The following is a 21,929-nucleotide window of genomic DNA, read 5'->3' as shown; positions in this document are numbered from 1 at the left end:
TGATATGCAGGTGACTGAAACCCTGTCCGAAGGACTGAAACGCGAATTGAACGTCGTTGTTCCTGCTTCTGATCTTGAAGCTCGTCTGGTGAGCAAGATTGAAGAGATCAAAGGGCAGATCCAGATCAATGGTTTCCGCCCGGGCAAAGTGCCAGCATCTCATGTCCGCAAACTGCACGGGAAAGCTCTGATGGGCGATATCGTGCAGGAGCTGATCGGTGAGACCACTCGCACCTCTTTGGAAGAGCGTAGTGAGAAAGCTGCCATGCAGCCTCAGTACAAACTGACCGAAGATCAGGACGAAGCCGATAAAATCATGGATGCAAAAGCCGATCTGGTTTTTGATATCGTCTATGAGATTCTGCCAGCCATCGAAGTTGCTGATGTTTCCGGTGTTGAGATCGAGCGCCCGGTCGTTGAAGTTGAGGAAGCTGAGATTGAAGAGCGCCTCAATATGATTGCTGAAGGCTCTCGTCCCTTTGAAACAAAAGAAGGCGCAGCCGAAGATAAAGACCGTGTTCAGATGTCCTATCTTGGCAAGGTTGACGGTGAGCCTTTTGAAGGCGGTGCCGATGAGAATGCTCAGCTGGTTCTGGGTTCTGGTCAGTTCATTCCTGGCTTTGAAGATCAGTTGATCGGCTGCAAAGCTGGTGATGAGAAAACCATCAAGGTGACGTTCCCTGCTGATTATGGTGCTGAGCATCTGGCTGGCAAGGATGCCGAGTTCGATGTTGTTGTCAAAGAAATTCAAGCTCCTGGTGAGTTGGAAATGGATGATGAATTCGCTTCCAAGCTTGGTCTTGAATCCATGGAAAAACTGAAGGAAGTGGTCAAGGATCAGATCACCTCTCAATATGGTTCCATGACCCGCCAGCGTGTTAAGCGTCAGCTGTTGGACAAGATGGACGAGCTGCACAAGTTCGACGTTCCACCAACCTTGCTGGAGCAGGAATTCAACAACATTTGGCAGCAAGTGACTGCTGAAATGAACGAAAACAGCAAGACCTTCGAAGACGAAGACACCACTGAAGAGAAAGCCAAGGAAGAATATCAGACCATCGCGGAACGTCGCGTACGTCTGGGACTGGTTCTCTCTGAAATCGGTGAGAAAAACGAAATCCAGGTTTCTGACGAAGAAGTTCAGCGCGGCATCATGTCCCGTGCGCAGCAGTTCCCAGGTCAGGAGCGTCAGGTGTTCGAATATTACACCCAGAATGCTGAAGCTCTGGCTTCCATTCGCGCTCCAATCTTCGAAGAGAAGGTTGTTGACTATCTTCTGGAGCTGGTCAAAGTCGAAGACAAGACCGTCTCCAAAGAAGAACTGGAAACCTTGGTTTCTGAAGACGAAGAATAAAGTCTTCTCGTCGGTTGAAAATTCTGAAGGCGCCCCTAGCTTTGGCTATGGGCGCTTTTCTTGTCTCTAGGTGAGGTTGTCGGATGATCGATGGCGAGATTTGGAAATATTTCTTTCGGTTTCTGTATATTGCCAATATTGGCCTTCCGCTTGTCTTGTGTGTTGTTTCCATGGTGCCAGTGTTGCAAAACGCCTCACAATTATTATGAAGAGCGAGGGCAATCCATTTTCATTGAAAAGCGGAAGAATATTTTTCGGTTTTTTGTAGGATTGATATGGGTTGGCCTGACCCTGTTTCTCTCATCAGTTATCGCTCCCTATATAAACTGAGCAATGATCCATGCTTTGTCTGGGGAGTATGATGCTTGAAGAGTTGCTGGATAGAGTAACCTTTTCTTGGGGCAGGACTTGATCGGGATAGAGAGAATCCTATTTAGTAGGGCTGTGCATTTGTTCCATATTTTCCTCTGTATGGTTGGAATGCTCGGCTATCTGCATATTCGTCAGTAAATTATTTATGTTCCTGCGTTTATCTGGAAAACACCATGTTGGTGTGATTCGAATGCAGATTGCCGTTGAGAGGGAATTTCTAACTTTCTCGCGGTATGGTCTGGGATGAGCAAATTTTTCGCAGTTGGATTTGTTAAATCCAGTTGCCGAGAATTTGAATTGAAGTTTGGTCTTGCGACGAGGAAGAGTGATGAAGGATCCAATCGATCTTGCGATGAATCTGGTGCCGATGGTTGTGGAGCAATCCAACCGTGGTGAGCGCGCCTATGATATTTATTCCCGCCTTTTGAAAGAGCGGATCATTTTTGTGACTGGACCGATCGAGGATCATATGGCGACCTTGATCTGTGCCCAGCTTTTGTTTCTGGAAGCAGATAACCCCAAGAAAGAGATTTCTCTTTATATCAATAGTCCAGGTGGTGTGGTGACTGCTGGTATGTCGGTTTATGACACCATGCAATTCATCAAACCCCCTGTTGCGACCCTTTGTATGGGACAAGCCGCTTCCATGGGCTCACTGTTGCTATGCGCGGGTCACAAGGATATGCGTTTTGCGCTACCAAATGCTCGCATCATGGTGCATCAGCCTTCCGGTGGCTTTCAGGGGCAGGCCTCTGATATTCAGCGTCATGCGGAAGACATTCTGAAAATGAAGCGCCGTTTGAATGAAGTTTATGTCAAGCATTGTGGTCAGGACTACGACACGGTTGAAACGACACTTGATCGCGATCATTTCATGACGGCCGATGAAGCCAAGGAATGGGGCTTGGTCGACCGTGTTGTCGAGAGCCGTGAGACATTGGCCGAAGATTCCGAAAAGTCCGAAGGCGACAAGGATAAAAGCTGATCACGCACTTTGCCGGATGAATCTGGCAAAGTTTGATTAAGCTTGGTGATTGAAAAATCGCATCTTTCTGGGGAAGCTGGCTACAACTGGTTGCTGTTAAGCGAATATTGAAGTTTTGATGGCCAAGCTAACAGAAACATATGAACCGGGTACCAAGTGTTCTATTTTGTAGTAAAATAATACTCTTGGTGCCAATTTTAGGGTCTGGTTTTGCTTGCAGTGTTTGTCAGGCACCATAAACTGAGACTGGTAAGGGGCTTAGGCCCGATTGATAACCGAAAAGAGGCAATTACATGAGTAAGGCCGGTGGTGGCGATAACAAGAATACGCTGTACTGCTCCTTTTGTGGTAAGAGCCAGCATGAAGTGCGCAAGCTGATCGCAGGTCCAACTGTGTTCATCTGTGATGAATGTGTCGAATTATGCATGGACATCATCCGTGAAGAGAATAAATCTTCTCTGGTGAAATCCAAGGATGGCATTCCAACGCCACAAGAGATTTGCGAAGTTCTGGATGATTATGTAATCGGTCAGGCGCAAGCCAAGCGCGTGCTGTCTGTTGCGGTTCATAACCATTACAAACGTCTCGCGCATGGTAAAAAGAATGCCGACATCGAACTGGCCAAGTCCAATATCATGCTGATTGGTCCGACCGGTTGCGGTAAAACGCTTCTCGCACAGACACTTGCGCGTATCATTGACGTGCCCTTCACCATGGCCGATGCGACCACATTGACAGAAGCTGGCTATGTTGGTGAAGATGTCGAGAATATCATTCTGAAGCTTCTTCAGTCTGCCGACTATAATGTTGAACAGGCTCAACGTGGTATCGTTTATATCGATGAGATCGACAAGATCTCCCGCAAGTCCGATAACCCAAGCATCACTCGTGATGTGTCCGGCGAGGGGGTTCAGCAGGCTCTGTTGAAGATCATGGAAGGCACTGTTGCTTCCGTTCCGCCACAAGGTGGTCGCAAGCATCCGCAGCAGGAATTCTTGCAGGTGGATACAGCGAACATCCTGTTCATCTGTGGTGGTGCGTTTGCTGGCCTCGATAAGATCATCTCTGCTCGTGGGAATGACACCTCCATTGGCTTCTCTGCCAAGGTGGAAGATCCTGAAGAGCGTGGCGTCGGCGAATTGTTCAAGGAACTTGAGCCGGAAGATCTGCTAAAATTTGGTCTGATTCCTGAATTTGTTGGTCGTTTGCCTGTTCTGGCAACACTGGAAGATCTGGATGAAGATGCGCTGATCACCATTCTGTCCGAGCCAAAGAACGCTTTGGTCAAGCAGTATCAGATGCTGTTCGAGATGGAAGGTGTTCGTCTGACATTCCACGAAGACGCGTTGCGCGCTATTGCTGCCAAGGCGATTGAACGTAAGACTGGTGCTCGTGGTTTGCGCTCCATTCTGGAAGGCATTTTGCTAGACACCATGTATGAGCTGCCTGGAATGGAAGGTGTGGAAGAGGTTGTCATCTCTGGCGATGTCGTCAAGGGAGAGGCAAGACCGCTCTATATCTATAGCGATATTCAGAACGAGGCCGAGTCAACTTCTGCCTGATCCAATCAGGTATAGTGAGTTTGAAAAAGGCGGCCTCAGGGTCGCCTTTTTTGTCGGTTAGGTTGGGATAACGATTCTCAAGGGATTTCCTCAAGAATCACATGCTGATATCTGAGGAAGCTGAATTTTGTTGGCGGGCTTATTCACATTCACATCATTGTAATTGTGGAGTGCCTTGAAAGTTATTGAGGCAAGCCCCACCTAGGATGATACCGTGGTGAGAGTTGGTTTTGAGTCTTTGCCACAAATCGTCGCCGATGACACTGATCGGACTTTTGGGCTGTGTAGCGAAAAGGCCTTGTATCGGCTTCAGGCGGGCCATTGTGTGCCGCATTTGGAATATCCCTTGGCTATTATGCAAGGGACAAAACAGAAAGGTAGGAGAGCATGACCGAAGGAACCCATATTACTGATGGAGATCCAACGGCCGGGACCATGTATCCCGTCCTGCCCCTCAGAGACATTGTTGTCTTCCCTCATATGATTGTGCCTCTCTTCGTTGGTCGCGAGAAGTCTATTCGCGCATTGGAAGAGGTGATGCAGTCCGACAAGCAGGTGTTGCTTGTTACCCAAAAGAATGCCGGTGATGATGATCCTGCGCCGCAGGATATATACAAGATTGGTACCCTTGCCACCGTATTGCAGCTGCTGAAGCTGCCAGATGGAACTGTAAAGGTACTGGTTGAAGGTCTGGACCGTGCATCACTGGATGAATTCTCTGATCGCAAGGATCTGTTCGAAGCGACCGCTACCATTTTGCCGGAAGAAGACGGTGATAAGGTAGAAGTGGAAGCCTTGGCGCGTTCCGTTGCGACCGAGTTTGAAAATTATGTGAAATTGAACAAGAAGGTTTCTCCGGAAGTCATCGGTGCAGTTTCACAGATTGAAGATTATTCCAAGCTTGCTGATACCGTTGCTTCTCATCTGGCTATCAAGATCCAGGAAAAGCAGGAAATTCTCGGTATCGTCAGCGTTGTTGAGCGTCTTGAGCAGGTCCTTGGCCTTATGGAGAGCGAGATTTCCGTTCTTCAGGTGGAGAAGCGTATCCGCACACGCGTGAAACGTCAGATGGAGAAGACCCAGCGCGAATATTATCTCAACGAGCAGATGAAGGCCATTCAGAAGGAATTGGGTGATTCTGAAGAAGGTGGAGATGAGATCAAAGAGCTGGAACAGGCCATCGAGAAAACCAAGCTGTCCAAGGAAGCCCGCGAGAAGGCCGATGCTGAGCTGAAGAAGCTCAAGCAAATGAGCCCGATGTCCGCTGAGGCGACCGTGGTGCGCAACTATCTGGATTGGTTGATTGGTATTCCTTGGGGCAAGAAAACCCGCGTCAAGGTTGATCTGGAAAAGGCTGAAGATGTGCTGGATACAGATCATTACGGTCTTGAGAAGGTCAAGGAACGTATTGTTGAATACTTGGCCGTCCAGAAGCGTACCAACAAGCTGAAAGGCCCGATCCTGTGTCTGGTAGGACCTCCAGGTGTTGGTAAGACCTCTCTTGGCAAGTCCATCGCCAAGGCAACCGGCCGTGAATTCGTTCGTATGGCCCTTGGTGGTGTACGTGATGAAGCTGAAATTCGTGGACATCGTCGGACGTATATCGGTTCCATGCCGGGCAAAGTCGTTCAATCCATGAAGAAGGCCAAGAAGGCCAATCCGCTCTTCTTGCTCGATGAGATCGACAAGATGGGTATGGATTTCCGTGGTGATCCGTCTTCTGCGCTTCTGGAAGTGCTTGATCCGGAACAGAACCATGCTTTCATGGATCATTATCTGGAAGTGGAATATGACCTGTCCAATGTCATGTTCATCACCACAGCTAACACACTGAACATCCCGGCACCTTTGATGGACCGTATGGAAGTGATCCGTATTGCTGGTTACACCGAAGATGAGAAAGTCGAGATTGCGCGTCGTCACCTGATTCCGAAAGCCATGAAAGACCATGGTCTGAAAGAGAAGGAGTTCTCGCTGGATGATGCTGGTCTTCGCAAGGTGGTTCAGCTTTACACCCGTGAAGCGGGCGTACGTAACCTCGAACGCGAGATGATGAAACTCGCACGGAAGGTGGTCAAGGAGCTCTTGATGAGCAAAAAGGACCGCATTGAGGTAAGTGTCGACAATGTCGAGGAGTTCCTTGGTGTGCCGCGCTTCCGCTTTGGTGAGGTTGAATCGGAAGATCAAGTTGGTGTTGTCACTGGTCTGGCTTGGACTGAAGTGGGAGGCGAATTGCTGACCATTGAAGGCGTCATGATGCCGGGTAAAGGCAAGATGACCGTTACTGGTAACCTGCGTGATGTGATGAAGGAATCCATTCAGGCAGCGGCATCCTATGTTCGCTCACGTGCCGTGGATTTCGGTGTCGAACCTCCGGTCTTTGATCGCAAGGATATCCATGTTCACGTGCCAGAAGGTGCAACACCAAAAGATGGTCCATCTGCTGGTATTGCCATGGCAACGGCGATTGTCTCGCTGATGACCGGTATTGAAGTGCGCAAGGATATCGCCATGACAGGTGAAATCACCCTGCGTGGTCGTGTTCTTCCAATCGGCGGCTTGAAGGAAAAGCTGCTGGCAGCGCTTCGTGGTGGTATCAAGACCGTTCTTATTCCGGAGGAAAACGCCAAGGATCTGGCCGATATTCCGGATAATGTAAAAAATGGTCTGGAGATCATTCCTGTCTCAAATGTTGGCCAGGTACTGGAGCATGCGCTTGTCTCCCAGCCTGTCGCCATCGAATGGGATGAAGAGGCCGCGCTGCTGGAGAAGAAGGCCCTTGAGGCAAAGAATGAGAGTTCTGCCACAATGCAGCATTAGGTTTTGATTCTGATTAATGACCTGAGAATCCCTGAAATCCGCCAATTTTTCGGATTTTGTCTGTGGGAAAATGAGGTTGTTCTGCAAAACATTCTGCTGAAAAGGCGCATCTGGTGCTAGATGCGCCTTTTTTATGAAAGGTCAAGCATTCTTTTTTGTTTAAAGCTTGAAAAATGGCGGAATTCCGCGAATTTTGGCCTTGATTTCTGAGTGATTTAGCCAGATTGTCCAAGTTCACGTCTGGAAATGAATCTGGTGAATTTGATTCTGATGACGAAGAATTGCCTGGTTGCAAAGAGGCATTCGTTATTACATCGAGAAGGAAGAAACTATGAATAAGAATGAGTTGATCTCTGCCGTTGCTGACAAGTCTGGTCTGACTAAAGCGCAGGCTGGCGATGCAGTTGATGCATTGTTCGACACCATCTCTTCCACCCTCAAGGGTGGTGACGAAGTTCGGGTCATCGGCTTTGGCAATTTCTCTGTAACTGAGCGCGCTGCGACCGAAGGCCGTAACCCACGTACAGGTGAAACCATTCAGATCCCTGCGTCCAAGACTCCTAAGTTCAAGGCTGGTAAAGGCCTGAAGGATGCCGTGAACGGCTAATCTTGCCGCTGTAGCTGGATTTAAAGACCCCCGGTCGCTGAAAAGCGCCGGGGGTTTTTGTTTGGTGACACATAGCATGGAAGATTATCTGTTGGTCTTGGGATCTTCCACATAAAAACCCCGAGGACATAGAACATGCGTCTGCTTGTATTTCCGATTTTATGAATATTTTCAACGCATTGATATCACAACAGGTTTGGCCGGTGATGCGATTGGGGAAATCTGCGTATCAGATGAAGTGAATGGCAAAGTGGTGAAATTGAACAGATTTTAAATTGACTCTTATACTCATATTATAATTATTTGCGGGGTGCCTTTGGGCTCGTTACTCATCTGCAGACTTTGACTCTGTTAAAGGATACCTCATGAAAAACAATAGTTTGTTTCACCTGGTTGCCAAGGCTGCCATAATTGTTGGTCTTGTTGCTGGTTTGGGCAGTACATCTGCGCTGGCCGAGAAAATTACAGTGACTGACATTGCCGGTCGTAGTGTTTCCCTGGAAAAGAATCCGTCCAAGATTGTTTTGGGTGAGGGACGGATGATCTATTCAATCGCGTTGTTGGATCGGAAAAATCCGTTTGAGCGTGTGGTGGGATGGAAAGACGATCTGATCCGTTTTGATCCAGACCATTATCGTAAATATAAAGCCAAATTTCCTGCCGTCGACAAGATCAAGAATTTCGGTAGCCCGTATTCCAGTGAGTTCAGCTTGGAGGCCGTTGTGGCGTCTGGTGCTGAAGTCATGATCCTCAATTTGGGCAAGTTGTTGCAGGCGCAGGAGAGTGGACTGCTGGAAAAGCTCGAAAAAGCAGGAGTAGCCGTTCTCTTTGTCGACTTCCGCCAACGCCCGACACAAAATACTGTCCCAAGCCTACAACTTCTGGGGCGTGTTCTGGACCGTCGGGAACAGGCTGATGAATTCATCGACTTCTATATCCAGAATATGCAGACGGTGTTGAACCGGGTTGAGAAGATCAAGGAATCTGATCGTCCTGTCGTTTTTGTAGAGCGAGCTGCCGGTTACAATCCGGATAAATGCTGCAGTACCTTTGGAGATGCCAATCTCGGCCGTCTGGTTGATCTTGCTGGTGGAGCCAATTGGGGTAGCAAGAAGTTTTCCGGTCATGGCGGCAAGGTCAACCCGGAAGCCATTTTCGTTGATGACCCTGATGTGATCATTGGTACCGGTGCCAATTGGGCAGAAGCAAACCCAGCGACCACCGCCGTTCTGTTTGGCTATGAGGCTGATGACAAGATGGTCCAGGAACGTCTTGGCAATCTGGCTGCTCGCAAAGGTTGGGAGGAGTTGAAGGCGGTCAAAAACGGTAATTTCCGCTCCATCTATCACCAATTCTACAACAGCCCATATCATTTTGTTGCTTTGCAGACATTTGCGAAATGGTTCTATCCGGATGAATTCAAGGATGTTGAACCAGAAAAAACCTTTACCGAGCTGCATGACCGTTTTCTACCAATCGATTATAGCGGTGTCTTTTGGGGCACCCTCGAAAAATAGAGCGTAAAACCAAGTGGCCCTGTCTGCATTCGGTGGGCAGGGCTTTTATTTCGGATCAGGAGATGATTTCATGGTGATTGCAATTGAAAGCGATCATATGCAAGCTCGCTATCGTGGGCGGATAGCAAGACGATTTGGTACGCTCGGTGTCGTGTTTGCACTTTTAGTGATTAGCTTTTTTATCGATATTACCAATGGTCCGGGTGATTTCCCTGTTAGCGTCATATGGGATGTTTTATGGGATAAGGCATCCCATGGCGTTCAGATGGAAGTGGTGATCTGGGATTACCGGATCGCAGTTGCTGTCACTGCAATTGTGGTTGGTGCCATCTTGTCTGTGGCCGGTGCGCAAATGCAGACGATTTTGAACAATCCTCTGGCTGAACCTTTCACCCTTGGCGTTTCCAGTGCTGCAAGTTTCGGCGCATCCCTAGCCATTGTATTGGGTTGGAGCATCATACCCAATGTTGGCCATCTGATCGTGACATTGAATGCCTTTCTGTTTGCTCTTGGGACTTGTGCCTTCATATTGTTTGCGACCAGATTGAAGGGGGTAGGGGCCGAGACCATGATATTGTTTGGTATCGCCATCTTCTTTACGTTCAATGCGGCACTTGCCATGATGCAGTATATTGCATCGGAAGATCAGCTGGCACGTATCATTTTCTGGATGATGGGTTCGCTATCGCGTGCCAGTTGGGACAAGATTTCCATCGCGGTTTTATTGCTCGCCGTAGCTGTTCCTTTTTCACTGTTCCGTACCTGGCAACTGACGGCATTGAGGATGGGCGAGGAAAGTGCCATCAGTCTTGGTATAGATGTTTCCCGGTTGCGAATAGAGATGCTGATACTGATTTCTTTTCTGGCGGCAACTGCGGTGGCATTTGTCGGAGCGGTCGGGTTTATTGGTCTGGTTGGGCCCCATATTGCCCGCATGATTGTGGGTGAAGATCAGCGTTTCTTCATTCCGCTTTCTGCGCTGGTTGGAGCCTTGGCTATGTCCGTTACATCCATTGTCAGCAAAAGCATCACTCCCGGGGTGATATATCCTATTGGCATCATAACGGCATTGATTGGCGTACCTATCTTCGTCTCGGTTATTCTTTCGACCAGAAAGGATCGCTTGTCATGAGTTTGCAGATATCAAGTCTCAACGCGGGTTATGGGAGACAGCAAATTCTTCATGACGTCAGTATCGACGACATGAAATCTGGTGAGATGGTTGGTGTTATTGGACCCAATGCGGCTGGAAAATCTACCTTTTTCAAGAGCCTGACAGGTATTGTGAGGCCGCGATCAGGTTATGTGAGCCTTGATGATCAGGATATCTTGTCCATGCGGCGCAAGCAAAGGGCCCGTCAAGTTGCCTATATGCCGCAGAGCATTGGCTGCAACGCTGCTCTTACGGTTTTTGAAAGTGTATTGCTTGCCTTAAAGCAAACAACAGGATGGCGGGTTGGCGCAGATCACTTGAACAAGGTTTCCAATATTCTATCCATGCTTGGCCTTTGTCATTTGGCGGATAGGGGAATTGGAGCGCTAAGTGGCGGACAATCGCAAATGGTGGCTGTCGCGCAAGTGTTGGTTCGCAAACCAAAACTGCTTTTGCTGGATGAACCGACCAGTGCGTTGGATTTGCATCATCAATTATCTATCCTTTCTGCCATTCGCGATGCGGCAAAGGAGTTCGATATCATCGTGATGGCGGCATTGCATGATCTAAATCTGGCTGCAAAATTTTGCGATCGCCTGGTTCTGATCCGGGAAGGGCGGGTTTTGGCAGATGGGGAGCCACGGGAGATCTTGGGGCTTGAGGCTCTTAACGAGACCTATCGCATTCGGGCCTCTATCGAGAAATCCAGTCTTGGTACCTATTATGTGGATGCGCAATTGCCCTGATGGCGTATTTGACTGTGCCGATTGCTATCAATAAACCAACTTGAAATGCTCAAGACTGAGCATTTCATCTTCCGACATGGATTGGCCAATCTCAGCCAGTTCGCGGGTGAAGAAGTCCCAGTGGATCTTTCTCCACCAGTGATAGCTTTTGTCGCCTTCCCCTTCTTCAATCGCGAAGCTGGCGTCGACGTCCTTGAAAGCGCATTTCTGGATATTCGTGAACTCAATTATGCAAACGGGATTACGGTTCCAATCCTGTACGACCATCAAGTCGCCAGCCTTGATCTGTTGCTCCTTTCCCAGATCATACCAGCGCGTCAGTCCGCAGGTCGCTCGTTTTTCGCCCTGTTTGATCAGTTCGGCGCAAATATTGGCATTTTCTTCGTCTGCACAAAAATAGTCGTAGTGAACCGCACGTTCTTTTTGTCGCAAGGGTAAGGGAAGGGTTGCCAGATAGGCATGCAGGAATTTTTGAGAAGAGGAATTCATTTCACAGATAAGCACATGCCGTCGGATAGAGGCGACTTGCATAGTTCAAGTATGTAGGCAAGAAATGGTGGGTGATGAGAGATTCGAACTCCCGACCCCCTCGGTGTAAACGAGGTGCTCTAACCAGCTGAGCTAATCACCCTTCACGGTTCTGCAGAAATGGTGGGTGATGAGAGATTCGAACTCCCGACCCCCTCGGTGTAAACGAGGTGCTCTAACCAGCTGAGCTAATCACCCGCTCTGCATTTCGTGTGAGGTGCTTTTAGGGGTTGGCAACCAGACATGCAACAAAAAAATGACAAGGATTTTTATTCCTTGGGGAAATCTGAATATCTGATTGGGCGATAACTCCTTTAAACAATTCTCTTCTGTCTGCTGCAAACAAATATCAAATATGGGTTTGGATGCATGTCGATTCAGTATTTGTTTTCAGAGCATTGATTTTTGAGACTTTCTTTTGAGAGGAGAAGAAAAGGTGGTTTGGTGGTGCTACAAATCTGCAGGCTCGTCCACATCTGATTTTGGCCAGCTTTCTGCCAGTTTGCGACATAGATGTGAAATACACACAGAAAGAGTTTACTGCGTGCTTGACTTCAAGTGACCGGCGTCGTATTTCAGCGCCACTCCACACGAACGGAGCGTATAAAAACGCTTCATCATGTGGTCCGGGTAGGGGGGTGTAGCTCAGTTGGTTAGAGCGTCGGCCTGTCACGCCGAAGGTCGCGGGTTCGAGTCCCGTCACTCTCGCCACCCTGTTCCAAACAAGATATCTTGTGGCGAGATATCTTGTAACCCTGTTGTGGGGGTGTAGCTCAGTTGGTTAGAGCGTCGGCCTGTCACGCCGAAGGTCGCGGGTTCGAGTCCCGTCACTCTCGCCACTTCTGGATTGTCTGACCAGATAATCTGGCCCACGTTATTGGGGGTGTAGCTCAGTTGGTTAGAGCGTCGGCCTGTCACGCCGAAGGTCGCGGGTTCGAGTCCCGTCACTCTCGCCACTTTCCCGTGAACGCCCGCTCGGATGAGTGAGGCGTTTTTTCGTATCCATATTTCCTTAGTGTTGCAGATTTTATTGATAGAAAACCCTGCCGACTTCAGCAGGGTTTTGAAGTATTGTTGATGTGACTGTTAAAGGTGTTCATTTCAATTGAGTTGCCGGGGCTCTTGCTGCCATGGCCAGAATTGAATGGGTAGTTTGTCGACATGGATCTTGAGGCGCTTCTTCAATTCGTCCATGGATAGCAGGCCTGTTTGGGTGTCGACATATTCCACCACGCTGGATGCATTGATTGAAGCCAGCTGTAGAGCTTTTGCAGGTTCTGTTCCTGCGGCCAACTGTAGGCCGGACGTGGATGTGAAGCTGTCACCTGCGCCAGCGGAACCTTTTACCTCTGTTTTCAAAATTGGGCAATGATAGAGGCCCTCCGGTGTTGCCAGATATGCACCGCCTGTGCCGTCAGTTACCAGAACGTGGCGGCAGCCAAGATTTTGAATAGCGCTCATGAAGCCTGCAAGTGTGCAATGATGATGTTCATTCAAAAGCCCGCGTGTTAGCAGGCCGGACGCGTGATCGTCTGATATCTGGATGGATTTGATTGCAGAGCCTTTTGTCTGTTTCATCAGCAAGGGAAGGAGTGTCTCGGCTTCATGGCGGTTGATGTTGATGAGATCAAGATTCTGAATGGAGCCAAGAAGATCTTCGCCTCTGCGCGTGATCTGTCTTTTGCCTGGATTGGCAACAACAAATGCGCCTGCTTCTTTGCCTCGTTTTGCAATCGCGGGGAAGGCATCTGCAGATTCGTTCGACATTGGTGCGATGTGCAGAAGATCTATGCCGGCAAATAGCTCTTGCGTGATCTCTTTCTCCGTAATCAGGCAGTTTGCGCCGCGCATGGTGAAAATGGATGCGTTGCGGTCATGAGAGGCGATTATGACAGAGCGACCGGTGGTGGCTTTGTCTGTCTGCATGAGGTTGCTGGTTTTCAGTCCCTCTCTGTCCAATAGAGCCTGAACCTGTTTTCCTTCCAGATCTTTGCCGATTTTTACCGTTGGTGTTGTTTCGTGTCCCTGACGGGCAAAGGCTACCGCTGCGTTGATTGCGCCGCCGCCAACATGGGTAGTTATGTTAAGGGCGTCGATCTTGCGACCTTGTTCCAGCATGAGGAAGGAATTGTCGGCATTGGTCATGGATATGCGTTCAATGTCATGATCGGCGACAACGGTGATGATGTCGATCATGGCAGAACCAATGGTAGCTGTCTTCATTTGCTTTGTTCCACCTGAATGGGGATGAGATTTCTCAAAAACAGGTTAGGCTCTATGATGTATGGATCAAGTGAAAAGCGAGTGTCTGCGAAAGAATTTACAGGTGTTTTTCGAGGCGGAGGTGAAAACTGTTACCGGTAACAGTACGGGATGTCTGAATGTTGTGGATGGCGCGTTCGAATGTCGGGTTTCCGACAAGAATATGATTTTGGTCAAAAACTGACAAACGGATCTGCATAGGATAAGCTGGGGTAGTTTCGTTATTTGGTCAACCTGTTACGACTTTCAGAGTTTAGTCACAGGAGGGTCGGATCGTTAGGCTAGTATGGGTTTAAATGTGACAAATTTGCACACTTGCTCTTGCCTCTTTGCGGTCGCTGCTTTAAGCGTGCCACCAACAAGTGATACATCTTAGCTGGATGTGCTCTTGATTCTATTTTGAAACGCCTAGGGAGTCTCGGGGTCACATCTGGGGCATCAGATTGACCGTCTTGCTGGGCATTGAGGACCGGAACACTATGGAAGACCTGCTAAGGGAATACCTTCCCATCGTTATCTTCATCGGTATCTCGCTTGTTATCGGACTGGCGCTGCTTGTGTCCCCTTTCTTGCTTGCCTATAAAAATCCTGATCCGGAAAAATTGTCGGCATATGAATGTGGCTTCAATGCGTTTGACGATGCTCGTATGACCTTTGATGTGCGCTTCTATCTTGTCGCAATCCTGTTCATCATTTTCGATTTGGAAGTTGCTTTCTTGTTCCCATGGGCGGTTGCCTTTGGTGATTTGGGCATGTTCGGTTTTGTTTCGATGATGATTTTCCTGGGTGTGTTGACCATCGGCTTCATCTATGAATGGAAAAAAGGAGCCTTGGAGTGGGATTGATGACTGAAAATCAGACTCTGGTTTCGCCTGAGCCGAAGGGAATCCTGGATCCGAAAACCGGTAAGCCAATCGGTGCGGAAGATCCGTTCTTCATGCAAGTGAATGAAGAATTGTCCGACAAGGGATTTATTGTCACTGCAACGGATGATCTGATCAATTGGGCGCGCACCGGATCCTTGATGTGGATGACGTTTGGTCTTGCCTGTTGCGCGGTCGAGATGATTCAAATGTCCATGCCGCGTTATGACTGTGAGCGTTTCGGTTTCGCGCCTCGCGGTTCCCCGCGCCAATCTGACGTGATGATCGTTGCCGGTACGCTGACCAATAAGATGGCTCCGGCTTTGCGCAAGGTTTATGACCAGATGCCAGAGCCACGCTATGTGATCTCCATGGGTTCGTGCGCCAATGGCGGTGGCTATTATCACTATTCCTACAGTGTTGTACGCGGATGCGACCGGGTGGTTCCCGTGGATATTTATGTCCCCGGATGTCCTCCGACGGCCGAAGCGCTTCTCTATGGTGTGATGCTATTGCAGAAGAAAATTCGCCGCACCGGTACAATTGAGCGGTAGGCTCAAGAATTCATCATCGCCACTTCTCAAGTGAGCGATGATTTCTGTTTGACCCGATTGGGTAGGAAGGAGTTTCTTTATAGCTTCTTCTGTTAAGGACCTCTTAGGGCAGTCTTGCCCGCAACAGGACATTAAGCCATGGACGAGACACTTAAGGATCTCGGCGATTATATCGCGTCCAAGCTCGACACCAAGATTGTTGGCTGGGATGTTGCTTTTGGTGAGTTGACCGTAAATGCAGCACGCGCCGATATTGTCGAGGTTGTTCGGTTTCTGCGTGACGATGCGCGTTGCCAGTTCATCTGCTTCATTGATGTAACGGCTGTTGATTATCCCGAGCGCGAAGAACGCTTCGATGTTGTCTATCATCTTTTGAGCCCAAAGCAGAATGTACGGATCCGCGTGAAGGTGACCACTGATGAGACCACTCAAGTGGATTCCATTTGTGATGTCTTTGCGGGTGCGAACTGGTTCGAGCGCGAAACCTATGACATGTATGGCATCCTGTTTGCCGGTCATCCTGATTTGCGCCGCTTGCTGACGGATTATGGCTTTGACGGGCATCCTTTGCGTAAGGATTTCCCGCTTACCGGCTATTATGAAGTCCGCTATGACGACGAGAAGAAGCGTGTGGTTTATGAACCTGTGAAGTTGGCGCAGGAATTCCGATCCTTTGATTTCCTGTCTCCGTGGGAAGGCACTGATTATGTCATCCCTGGTGATGAAAAAGCGAACGGCTGAGAGGAAGGCAAAATCTGATGGCTGAAGCTCACGTACGCAATTTTAATATCAACTTCGGACCACAGCATCCTGCTGCGCACGGCGTGTTGCGCATGATTTTGGAGCTGAATGGTGAGATCGTTGAGCGTGCCGACCCGCATATCGGCTTACTGCATCGCGGTACTGAGAAGCTGATCGAGCACAAGATTTATGCTCAGGCGACCCCGTATTTTGATCGTCTGGACTATGTTGGCACCATGAACCAGGAACATGCTTTCGTCATGGCAGTTGAGAAACTGCTGGGTCTGGAAGTTCCGCGTCGTGGTCAGTTGATCCGTGTTCTATACTGCGAAATCGGTCGTATTCTGAACCATATCCTGAACATCACCACACAAGCTTTGGACGTTGGTGCCTTGACGCCGCCGCTCTGGGGCTTTGAAGAGCGCGAAAAGCTCATGGTATTCTATGAGCGTGCTTGTGGTGCCCGTCTTCATGCCAACTATTTCCGTGTTGGTGGTGTTGCGCAGGATCTTCCAGAAGATCTGATTGATGATATTGAAGACTGGTGTGATCCGTTCCTCAAGGTTGTCGAAGACATTGATGGCCTTCTGACCGAAAACCGTATCTTCAAGCAACGTAATGCTGATATCGGTATCGTGAAGCTGGATGACGCTTGGGCATGGGGTTTCTCTGGTTGTATGGTTCGCTCTTGTGGTGTTGCATGGGATCTGCGGCGCTCGCAGCCATATGAATGCTATGAAGAGATGGAATTCGATATTCCTGTCGGCAAGAATGGTGACAACTACGACCGTTATCTGATGCGCATGGAAGAAATGCGTCAGTCTGTACGGATTATGAAGCAGTGCATTACCAAGTTGCGTGAACCGGAAGGCAAAGGCCCTGTGGCCACTGAGGACCAGAAGGTTGTTCCACCACGTCGCGCCGAGATGAAGCGCTCGATGGAGGCGCTGATCAATCACTTCAAACTGCATACTGAAGGGTTCCATGTTCCTGCCGGCGAGGTTTATGCCGCAGTGGAGGCGCCTAAAGGCGAGTTTGGTGTCTATCTCGTCTCCGATGGCTCCAATATGCCATACAAGTGCAAGATCCGCGCACCGGGATATGCCCATCTGTCGGCCATGGACTTCCTGTCCCGTGGTTATCAGCTGGCCGATGTCTCTGCGATCATCGGATCTCTGGACGTCGTGTTCGGTGAGATTGACCGGTAAAGATATTGAGTGGTGGCTGAGGGTTTCGCCCCGGCCACTGTGAAATGCAACAAGATCCAGCTTTCGGACTTTGATCCGTCGGGTAGATCTAACCAAGAATAGGAACGGCAGACATGAGTGTCCGTCGCCTGCATAGCGAACAGCCAGCCTCTTTTGAATTCTCACCTGAGAATATGGAATGGGCGAAGCACACAATCGGCAAATATCCTGATGGCCGTCAGGCGTCTGCCGTAATTCCTCTTCTCATGCGTGCGCAGGAGCAGGAAGGCTGGGTAACCCAGCCTGCGATCGAATATATCGCTGACATGCTATCCATGCCCTATATCCGCGTTTTGGAAGTTGCTACTTTCTACACCCAGTTCCAGCTTCAGCCCGTTGGCAAGAAAGCCCATATTCAGGTATGTGGCACCACCCCTTGCCAATTGCGCGGTGCGGAAGATCTGATCAAGGTCTGCAAAAACAAGATTTCCAAGCAGCAATTCACTCTTTCCGAGGATGGTAATTTCTCTTGGGAAGAAGTGGAATGCGCGGGCGCTTGTGTGAATGCTCCGATGGTTCAGATCTTCAAGGACACTTATGAAGATTTGACACCAGAAGTTCTGGAAGATCTGATTGGCAAGATCGAACGCGGTGAAGAGATCCTTCCGGGCACACAACAGCCGGGCCGCATTCATTCTGCGCCAGCTGCTGGTGCCGTAACGTTGACTGATCCATCTCTCTTTGACGGTTCCATGGTCAAATATGGCCTTGGTGCTGGCATGGGGGATGATGCTGCTCCTGCTGCTGAAAAATCGGAAGAGAAAGCTGCTCCCGCCAAGGCAGAGAAGAAAGCCAAGGCTGAAAAGCCGAAAGCTGACGCTAAACCCAAGGCGAAAGCTAAAGCAAAGAGCGAGCCTGCTCCTGCAGTTGAAGCAGAAGAAGTGGCTCCTGCGCTTCTGGATGCGCCAAGTGGTGGTGTTGCAGACGATCTGAAACAAATTTCTGGCGTTGGTCCCGTGATTGAAGGCAAGCTGAATGCAATGGGTGTTTATCACTTTGCGCAGGTTGCTGAATGGACCAGCGAGAATTGTGCTTTTGTCGACAGCAAGCTGTCCTTCAAGGGCCGCATTCAGCGTGAGAACTGGATTGAGCAGGCCAAGGTACTGGCCGCTGGTGGTGAGACCGATTTCTCCAAACGCGTTGAAGCCGGAGAAGTTGCTTCCAGCAAGGGCGAGGAGGACTAATCCATGACCACAATGCTTGAAGATAAGGATCGCATCTTTACCAATATCTATGGCATCCATGACTGGGGCTTGGAAGGCGCTTTGAAGCGTGGTTCTTGGGATGGTACCAAAGGCCTGTTGGAAAAAGGGCGTGACTGGATCATCAACGAGATGAAGGCCTCCGGCCTGCGCGGCCGTGGCGGTGCTGGCTTTCCGACTGGTTTGAAATGGTCTTTCATGCCGCCAAAGCAGGAAGGTCGTCCTCATTATCTCGTCGTCAATGCCGATGAATCCGAGCCTGGCACCTGTAAGGACCGCGAAATTTTGCGTCATGACCCGCACCATCTGGTGGAAGGCTGTCTGATTGCCGGTTTTGCGATGCAGGCCGAAGCTGCTTTCATTTATGTCCGTGGTGAGTTCATTCGTGAGCGCGAGCGTCTGCAGGCAGCAATTGATCAGGCATATGAGAAAAAGCTGATAGGCAAGAATAATATCCATGGTTATGATTTCGATATCATCGTGCACCATGGAGCAGGGGCTTATATCTGCGGTGAAGAAACTGCATTGATCGAGTCCATTGAAGGTAAGAAAGGCCAGCCGCGCCTGAAACCTCCATTTCCTGCCAATGTTGGCCTTTATGGTTTGCCTACCACGGTGAACAATGTGGAATCCATTGCCGTTGCGCCGACCATTCTGCGCCGTGGTGCTTCCTGGTTCAAAAGCTTTGGTGCGGAGAACAACCACGGCACCAAGCTGTTCTGTGTGTCTGGCCATGTGAACCAGCCAGCAACCTTTGAAGAGGCCATGTCTGTGCCTTTCAAAGAGCTGATCGACAAGCATTGTGGTGGTATTCGTGGTGGTTGGGACAATCTGCTGGCAGTTATTCCAGGCGGTTCTTCCGTTCCCATGGTTCCAGCGTCCGAGATCATGGATTGTCCAATGGACTTTGATAGCCTGCGTGCGAAAGGCTCCGGCCTTGGTACGGCTGCTGTCATCGTCATGGACAAGTCGACTGATGTGATCAAGGCAATTGCCCGTCTGTCCTACTTCTACAAGCATGAGAGTTGCGGTCAGTGCACTCCATGTCGTGAGGGCACAGGCTGGATGTGGCGCGTCATGGAACGCATGGTGCGCGGCGAAGCACAGAAAAAAGAAATTGACATGCTCTTTGAAGTTACCAAGCAGGTGGAAGGTCATACCATTTGCGCGCTTGGTGATGCTGCGGCATGGCCGATCCAAGGTTTGATCCGCCATTTCCGCCCTGTGATTGAAGAGCGAATTGATCAGTATACGGCCAATCCGAAACCGGACGAAGCCCCACTGGTTGCGGCTGAATAGTCGCGCAATTGAGACTGGAGAAACGATCGATGGCTAAGCTGGTCGTTGACGGAAACGAAGTTGAGGTACCTGCGGAATATACGCTTCTGCAGGCTGCTGAAGAGGCAGGCGCAGAAATTCCGCGCTTTTGTTTCCACGAGCGTTTGTCGGTAGCGGGTAACTGCCGCATGTGTCTTGTCGAGGTGAAGGGCGGACCACCCAAGCCTGCGGCAAGTTGCGCCATGCGAGTAGGGGATCTGCGGCCTGGGCCAGAGGGACAGGCACCGGAGATTTTCACCAAATCACCTATGGTCAAGAAGGCACGCGAAGGTGTGATGGAGTTTTTGCTCATCAACCATCCGCTTGATTGCCCTATCTGTGACCAGGCTGGTGAGTGCGATCTGCAGGACCAGGCCATGGCCTACGGAAAAGGTGGGTCGCGCTATGGTGAAAACAAGAGAGCCGTCGAAAATAAATATATCGGCCCGTTGGTAAAAACCATCATGACGCGCTGCATTCACTGCACCCGTTGTGTTCGTTTCACCACCGAAGTTGCCGGTATCCAGGAATTGGGTCTGATTGGTCGCGGCGAAGATGCCGAGATCACCACCTATCTGGAAGCCGCTCTTTCTTCCGAACTTCAGGGCAACGTGATTGATCTTTGCCCGGTTGGTGCTTTGACCTCGCGTCCTTACGAGTTTACGGCACGTCCCTGGGAGCTGAACAAGACCGAGAGCATTGATCTGATGGATGCCGTTGGCTCCAATATTCGTGTCGATACCCGTGGTCGTGAAGTGATGCGTATCATGCCTCGTCTGAATGAAGAGGTGAATGAGGAATGGATTTCCGATAAGTCCCGTTTCATCTGGGATGGTTTGAAATCACAGCGCCTCGATCGCCCATTTGTCCGCAAAGCCGGCAAGCTGGTTCCAGTTGGCTGGGGTGATGCATTCGCTGCTATTTCCGAGAAAGTATCGAGCACGACTGGTGACAAGATCGGCGCGATTGCAGGCGATATGGCCAGTGTTGAAGAGCTTTACGCTCTGAAAGCTCTGATGTCTTCTCTTGGCTCTGGCAACATGGACGCCCGTCAGGACGGCTCTGTGCTGTCTTCCAGGGATGGCCGCGCTTCCTATCTCTTCAATTCCACTATCGAAGGCATTGAAGACGCTGATGCGATCTTGCTGGTTGGTGCCAATCCACGTCTGGAAGCTGCCGTTCTGAACGCACGCATCCGCAAGACATGGTTAGCTGGTAACACAAAGATCGGTCTGATCGGTGAACAGGAAGATCTGAAATACAAGTATGATTATCTTGGTGCCGGTTCTGATACATTGGAAGGCCTTGCTTCTGGCAAAGGTGACTTCTTCAAGGTTCTGAAAGATGCCGAGCGTCCGCTGATCATTGTTGGCCAAGGTGCAATCAACCATGAAGATGGGGAAGCAGTTCTGGCTCAAGCCGCGAAGCTTGCCGTTGAGGTTGGTGCTACTGGCGATGATTGGAATGGTTTCAGCATCCTGCACACTTCTGCAAGTGCCGTTGGTGCCTTTGAAGTTGGCTTCGAGCCAGCCGAGGGTGGCAAAGACATTGCGCAGATGCAGAATGGCGGCGTTGATGTTGTGTTTCTGCTGGGGGCTGACGAGCTTGCATTCGATGCTCTGGCAGACAGTTTCAAGGTTTATATCGGAACACACGGTGATGCTGGTGCACATGCTGCGGATGTTATTCTGCCAGCATCGACCTACACCGAGAAGTCCGGTCTTTATCTGAATACTGAAGGCCGTGTTCAACAGGCAAACCGTGCGAATTTCGCACCGGGCGAAGGTAAGGAAGATTGGGCCATATTGCGTGCTCTGTCTGACGTGCTTGGTCACAAGTTGCCGTTTGATAGCCTTGCCGCACTTCGCAGCCAGTTGTTTGAAGCGCATCCGGATCTCGCAAATGAGGGCGAATGCGTGAAGGGTGATGCTGGTGCGATTGCTGATCTTGCCAAAAAAGCCGGTGCAGTCAAAGGTCAGGCCTTTGTCTCTCCGATCCATGATTTCTATCTGACCAACCCGATTGCGCGGGCCTCTGCCATCATGGCCGAGTGTTCCCAGCTCAAAAAGGGTCTGGCCGCTGATGCAGCAGAGTAAGAG

The 21,929-nt window shown here is 49.9% G+C and carries 17 protein-coding genes and 5 tRNA genes; 18 read left to right on the top strand and 4 right to left on the bottom strand.

Annotated features, from left to right (window positions below; translation table 11 throughout):
- Positions 1–4: 4 nt before the first annotated feature.
- The 8 genes from tig (at position 5) to CRO57_RS06760 (ending at position 11,116) form a co-directional block, all read left to right on the top strand.
- Positions 5–1,354 carry a trigger factor gene (gene tig, locus CRO57_RS06795; RefSeq protein WP_097152544.1) on the top strand — a complete coding sequence of 450 codons (1,350 nt, stop codon included), beginning with the start codon at positions 5–7 and terminating at the stop codon, positions 1,352–1,354.
- Positions 1,355–2,054: 700 nt separating this feature from the next.
- A complete protein-coding gene (locus tag CRO57_RS06790; RefSeq protein ID WP_097152543.1) occupies positions 2,055–2,711 on the top strand; it encodes an ATP-dependent Clp protease proteolytic subunit in 657 nt (218 codons plus the stop codon).
- A gap of 293 nt (positions 2,712–3,004) precedes the next feature.
- Complete coding sequence (clpX, locus tag CRO57_RS06785; protein ID WP_097152542.1) at positions 3,005–4,273, top strand: ATP-dependent Clp protease ATP-binding subunit ClpX; 1,269 nt, start codon at positions 3,005–3,007, stop codon at positions 4,271–4,273.
- Between the two features lie 387 nt (positions 4,274–4,660).
- Entirely contained in the window at positions 4,661–7,093 is a 2,433-nt protein-coding gene (gene lon / locus CRO57_RS06780; RefSeq protein WP_170955978.1) for an endopeptidase La, read from the top strand.
- A 313-nt stretch (positions 7,094–7,406) separates the two neighbouring features.
- Entirely contained in the window at positions 7,407–7,700 is a 294-nt protein-coding gene (locus CRO57_RS06775) for an HU family DNA-binding protein (protein ID WP_280176174.1), read from the top strand.
- A gap of 365 nt (positions 7,701–8,065) precedes the next feature.
- On the top strand, positions 8,066–9,217 hold the full coding sequence (locus CRO57_RS06770) for an ABC transporter substrate-binding protein (RefSeq protein WP_097152540.1): 1,152 nt from the start codon (positions 8,066–8,068) through the stop codon (positions 9,215–9,217).
- A gap of 70 nt (positions 9,218–9,287) precedes the next feature.
- Positions 9,288–10,349 (top strand): FecCD family ABC transporter permease, encoded by a 1,062-nt coding sequence (locus CRO57_RS06765; RefSeq protein ID WP_170955977.1) that lies wholly within the window; start codon positions 9,288–9,290, stop codon positions 10,347–10,349.
- On the top strand, positions 10,346–11,116 hold the full coding sequence (locus tag CRO57_RS06760) for an ABC transporter ATP-binding protein (protein ID WP_097152539.1): 771 nt from the start codon (positions 10,346–10,348) through the stop codon (positions 11,114–11,116). The genes CRO57_RS06765 and CRO57_RS06760 overlap by 4 nt, the downstream gene beginning before the upstream one ends.
- 27 nt (positions 11,117–11,143) lie before the next feature.
- Here the strand turns inward: CRO57_RS06760 and CRO57_RS06755 are convergent, their stop codons facing one another.
- The 3 genes from CRO57_RS06755 to CRO57_RS06745 all read right to left on the bottom strand — a co-directional run bounded on the left by CRO57_RS06755 (position 11,144) and on the right by CRO57_RS06745 (position 11,842).
- Positions 11,144–11,605 (bottom strand): ASCH domain-containing protein, encoded by a 462-nt coding sequence (locus CRO57_RS06755; RefSeq protein ID WP_097152538.1) that lies wholly within the window; start codon positions 11,603–11,605, stop codon positions 11,144–11,146.
- A 65-nt stretch (positions 11,606–11,670) separates the two neighbouring features.
- Positions 11,671–11,747, bottom strand: a tRNA-Val gene (locus CRO57_RS06750).
- Positions 11,748–11,765: 18 nt separating this feature from the next.
- Positions 11,766–11,842 (bottom strand) — tRNA-Val (locus CRO57_RS06745).
- Positions 11,843–12,278: 436 nt separating this feature from the next.
- Here CRO57_RS06745 and CRO57_RS06740 point away from each other — a divergent pair.
- The 3 genes from CRO57_RS06740 (at position 12,279) to CRO57_RS06730 (ending at position 12,600) form a co-directional block, all read left to right on the top strand.
- Positions 12,279–12,355 (top strand) — tRNA-Asp (locus CRO57_RS06740).
- 51 nt (positions 12,356–12,406) lie between these two features.
- A tRNA-Asp gene (locus CRO57_RS06735) sits at positions 12,407–12,483 on the top strand.
- Positions 12,484–12,523: 40 nt separating this feature from the next.
- Positions 12,524–12,600 (top strand) — tRNA-Asp (locus CRO57_RS06730).
- Between the two features lie 145 nt (positions 12,601–12,745).
- On the opposite strand, the gene CRO57_RS06725 is transcribed toward CRO57_RS06730, so the two are convergent.
- Positions 12,746–13,867, bottom strand: a complete 1,122-nt coding sequence (locus tag CRO57_RS06725; RefSeq protein ID WP_097152537.1) for a carbohydrate kinase family protein — start codon at positions 13,865–13,867, stop codon at positions 12,746–12,748.
- Between the two features lie 518 nt (positions 13,868–14,385).
- Between CRO57_RS06725 and CRO57_RS06720 the strand changes: the two genes are divergently transcribed.
- The 7 genes from CRO57_RS06720 to nuoG all read left to right on the top strand — a co-directional run bounded on the left by CRO57_RS06720 (position 14,386) and on the right by nuoG (position 21,926).
- Positions 14,386–14,751 carry an NADH-quinone oxidoreductase subunit A gene (locus CRO57_RS06720; protein ID WP_097152536.1) on the top strand — a complete coding sequence of 122 codons (366 nt, stop codon included), beginning with the start codon at positions 14,386–14,388 and terminating at the stop codon, positions 14,749–14,751.
- Positions 14,721–15,323, top strand: coding sequence for a NuoB/complex I 20 kDa subunit family protein (locus CRO57_RS06715; protein ID WP_097152535.1), 603 nt, complete (start codon positions 14,721–14,723; stop codon positions 15,321–15,323). Before CRO57_RS06720 ends, CRO57_RS06715 begins: the two co-directional genes overlap by 31 nt.
- Before the next feature lie 138 nt (positions 15,324–15,461).
- Positions 15,462–16,064, top strand: coding sequence for an NADH-quinone oxidoreductase subunit C (locus CRO57_RS06710; RefSeq protein WP_097152534.1), 603 nt, complete (start codon positions 15,462–15,464; stop codon positions 16,062–16,064).
- A gap of 17 nt (positions 16,065–16,081) precedes the next feature.
- Entirely contained in the window at positions 16,082–17,272 is a 1,191-nt protein-coding gene (locus tag CRO57_RS06705) for an NADH-quinone oxidoreductase subunit D (protein WP_097152533.1), read from the top strand.
- A 113-nt stretch (positions 17,273–17,385) separates the two neighbouring features.
- Positions 17,386–18,495, top strand: a complete 1,110-nt coding sequence (gene nuoE / locus CRO57_RS06700; RefSeq protein WP_097152532.1) for an NADH-quinone oxidoreductase subunit NuoE — start codon at positions 17,386–17,388, stop codon at positions 18,493–18,495.
- Between the two features lie 12 nt (positions 18,496–18,507).
- Complete coding sequence (gene nuoF / locus CRO57_RS06695; protein WP_097153255.1) at positions 18,508–19,812, top strand: NADH-quinone oxidoreductase subunit NuoF; 1,305 nt, start codon at positions 18,508–18,510, stop codon at positions 19,810–19,812.
- Between the two features lie 29 nt (positions 19,813–19,841).
- Entirely contained in the window at positions 19,842–21,926 is a 2,085-nt protein-coding gene (nuoG, locus tag CRO57_RS06690) for an NADH-quinone oxidoreductase subunit NuoG (protein WP_097152531.1), read from the top strand.
- Positions 21,927–21,929: the final 3 nt, after the last annotated feature.

It is taken from the genome of Cohaesibacter gelatinilyticus (assembly GCF_900215605.1).
Lineage (GTDB): Bacteria > Pseudomonadota > Alphaproteobacteria > Rhizobiales > Cohaesibacteraceae > Cohaesibacter > Cohaesibacter gelatinilyticus.
Note: the sequence above shows the minus strand (reverse complement) of the source record. Positions and strands in the feature narration are given on the sequence as shown.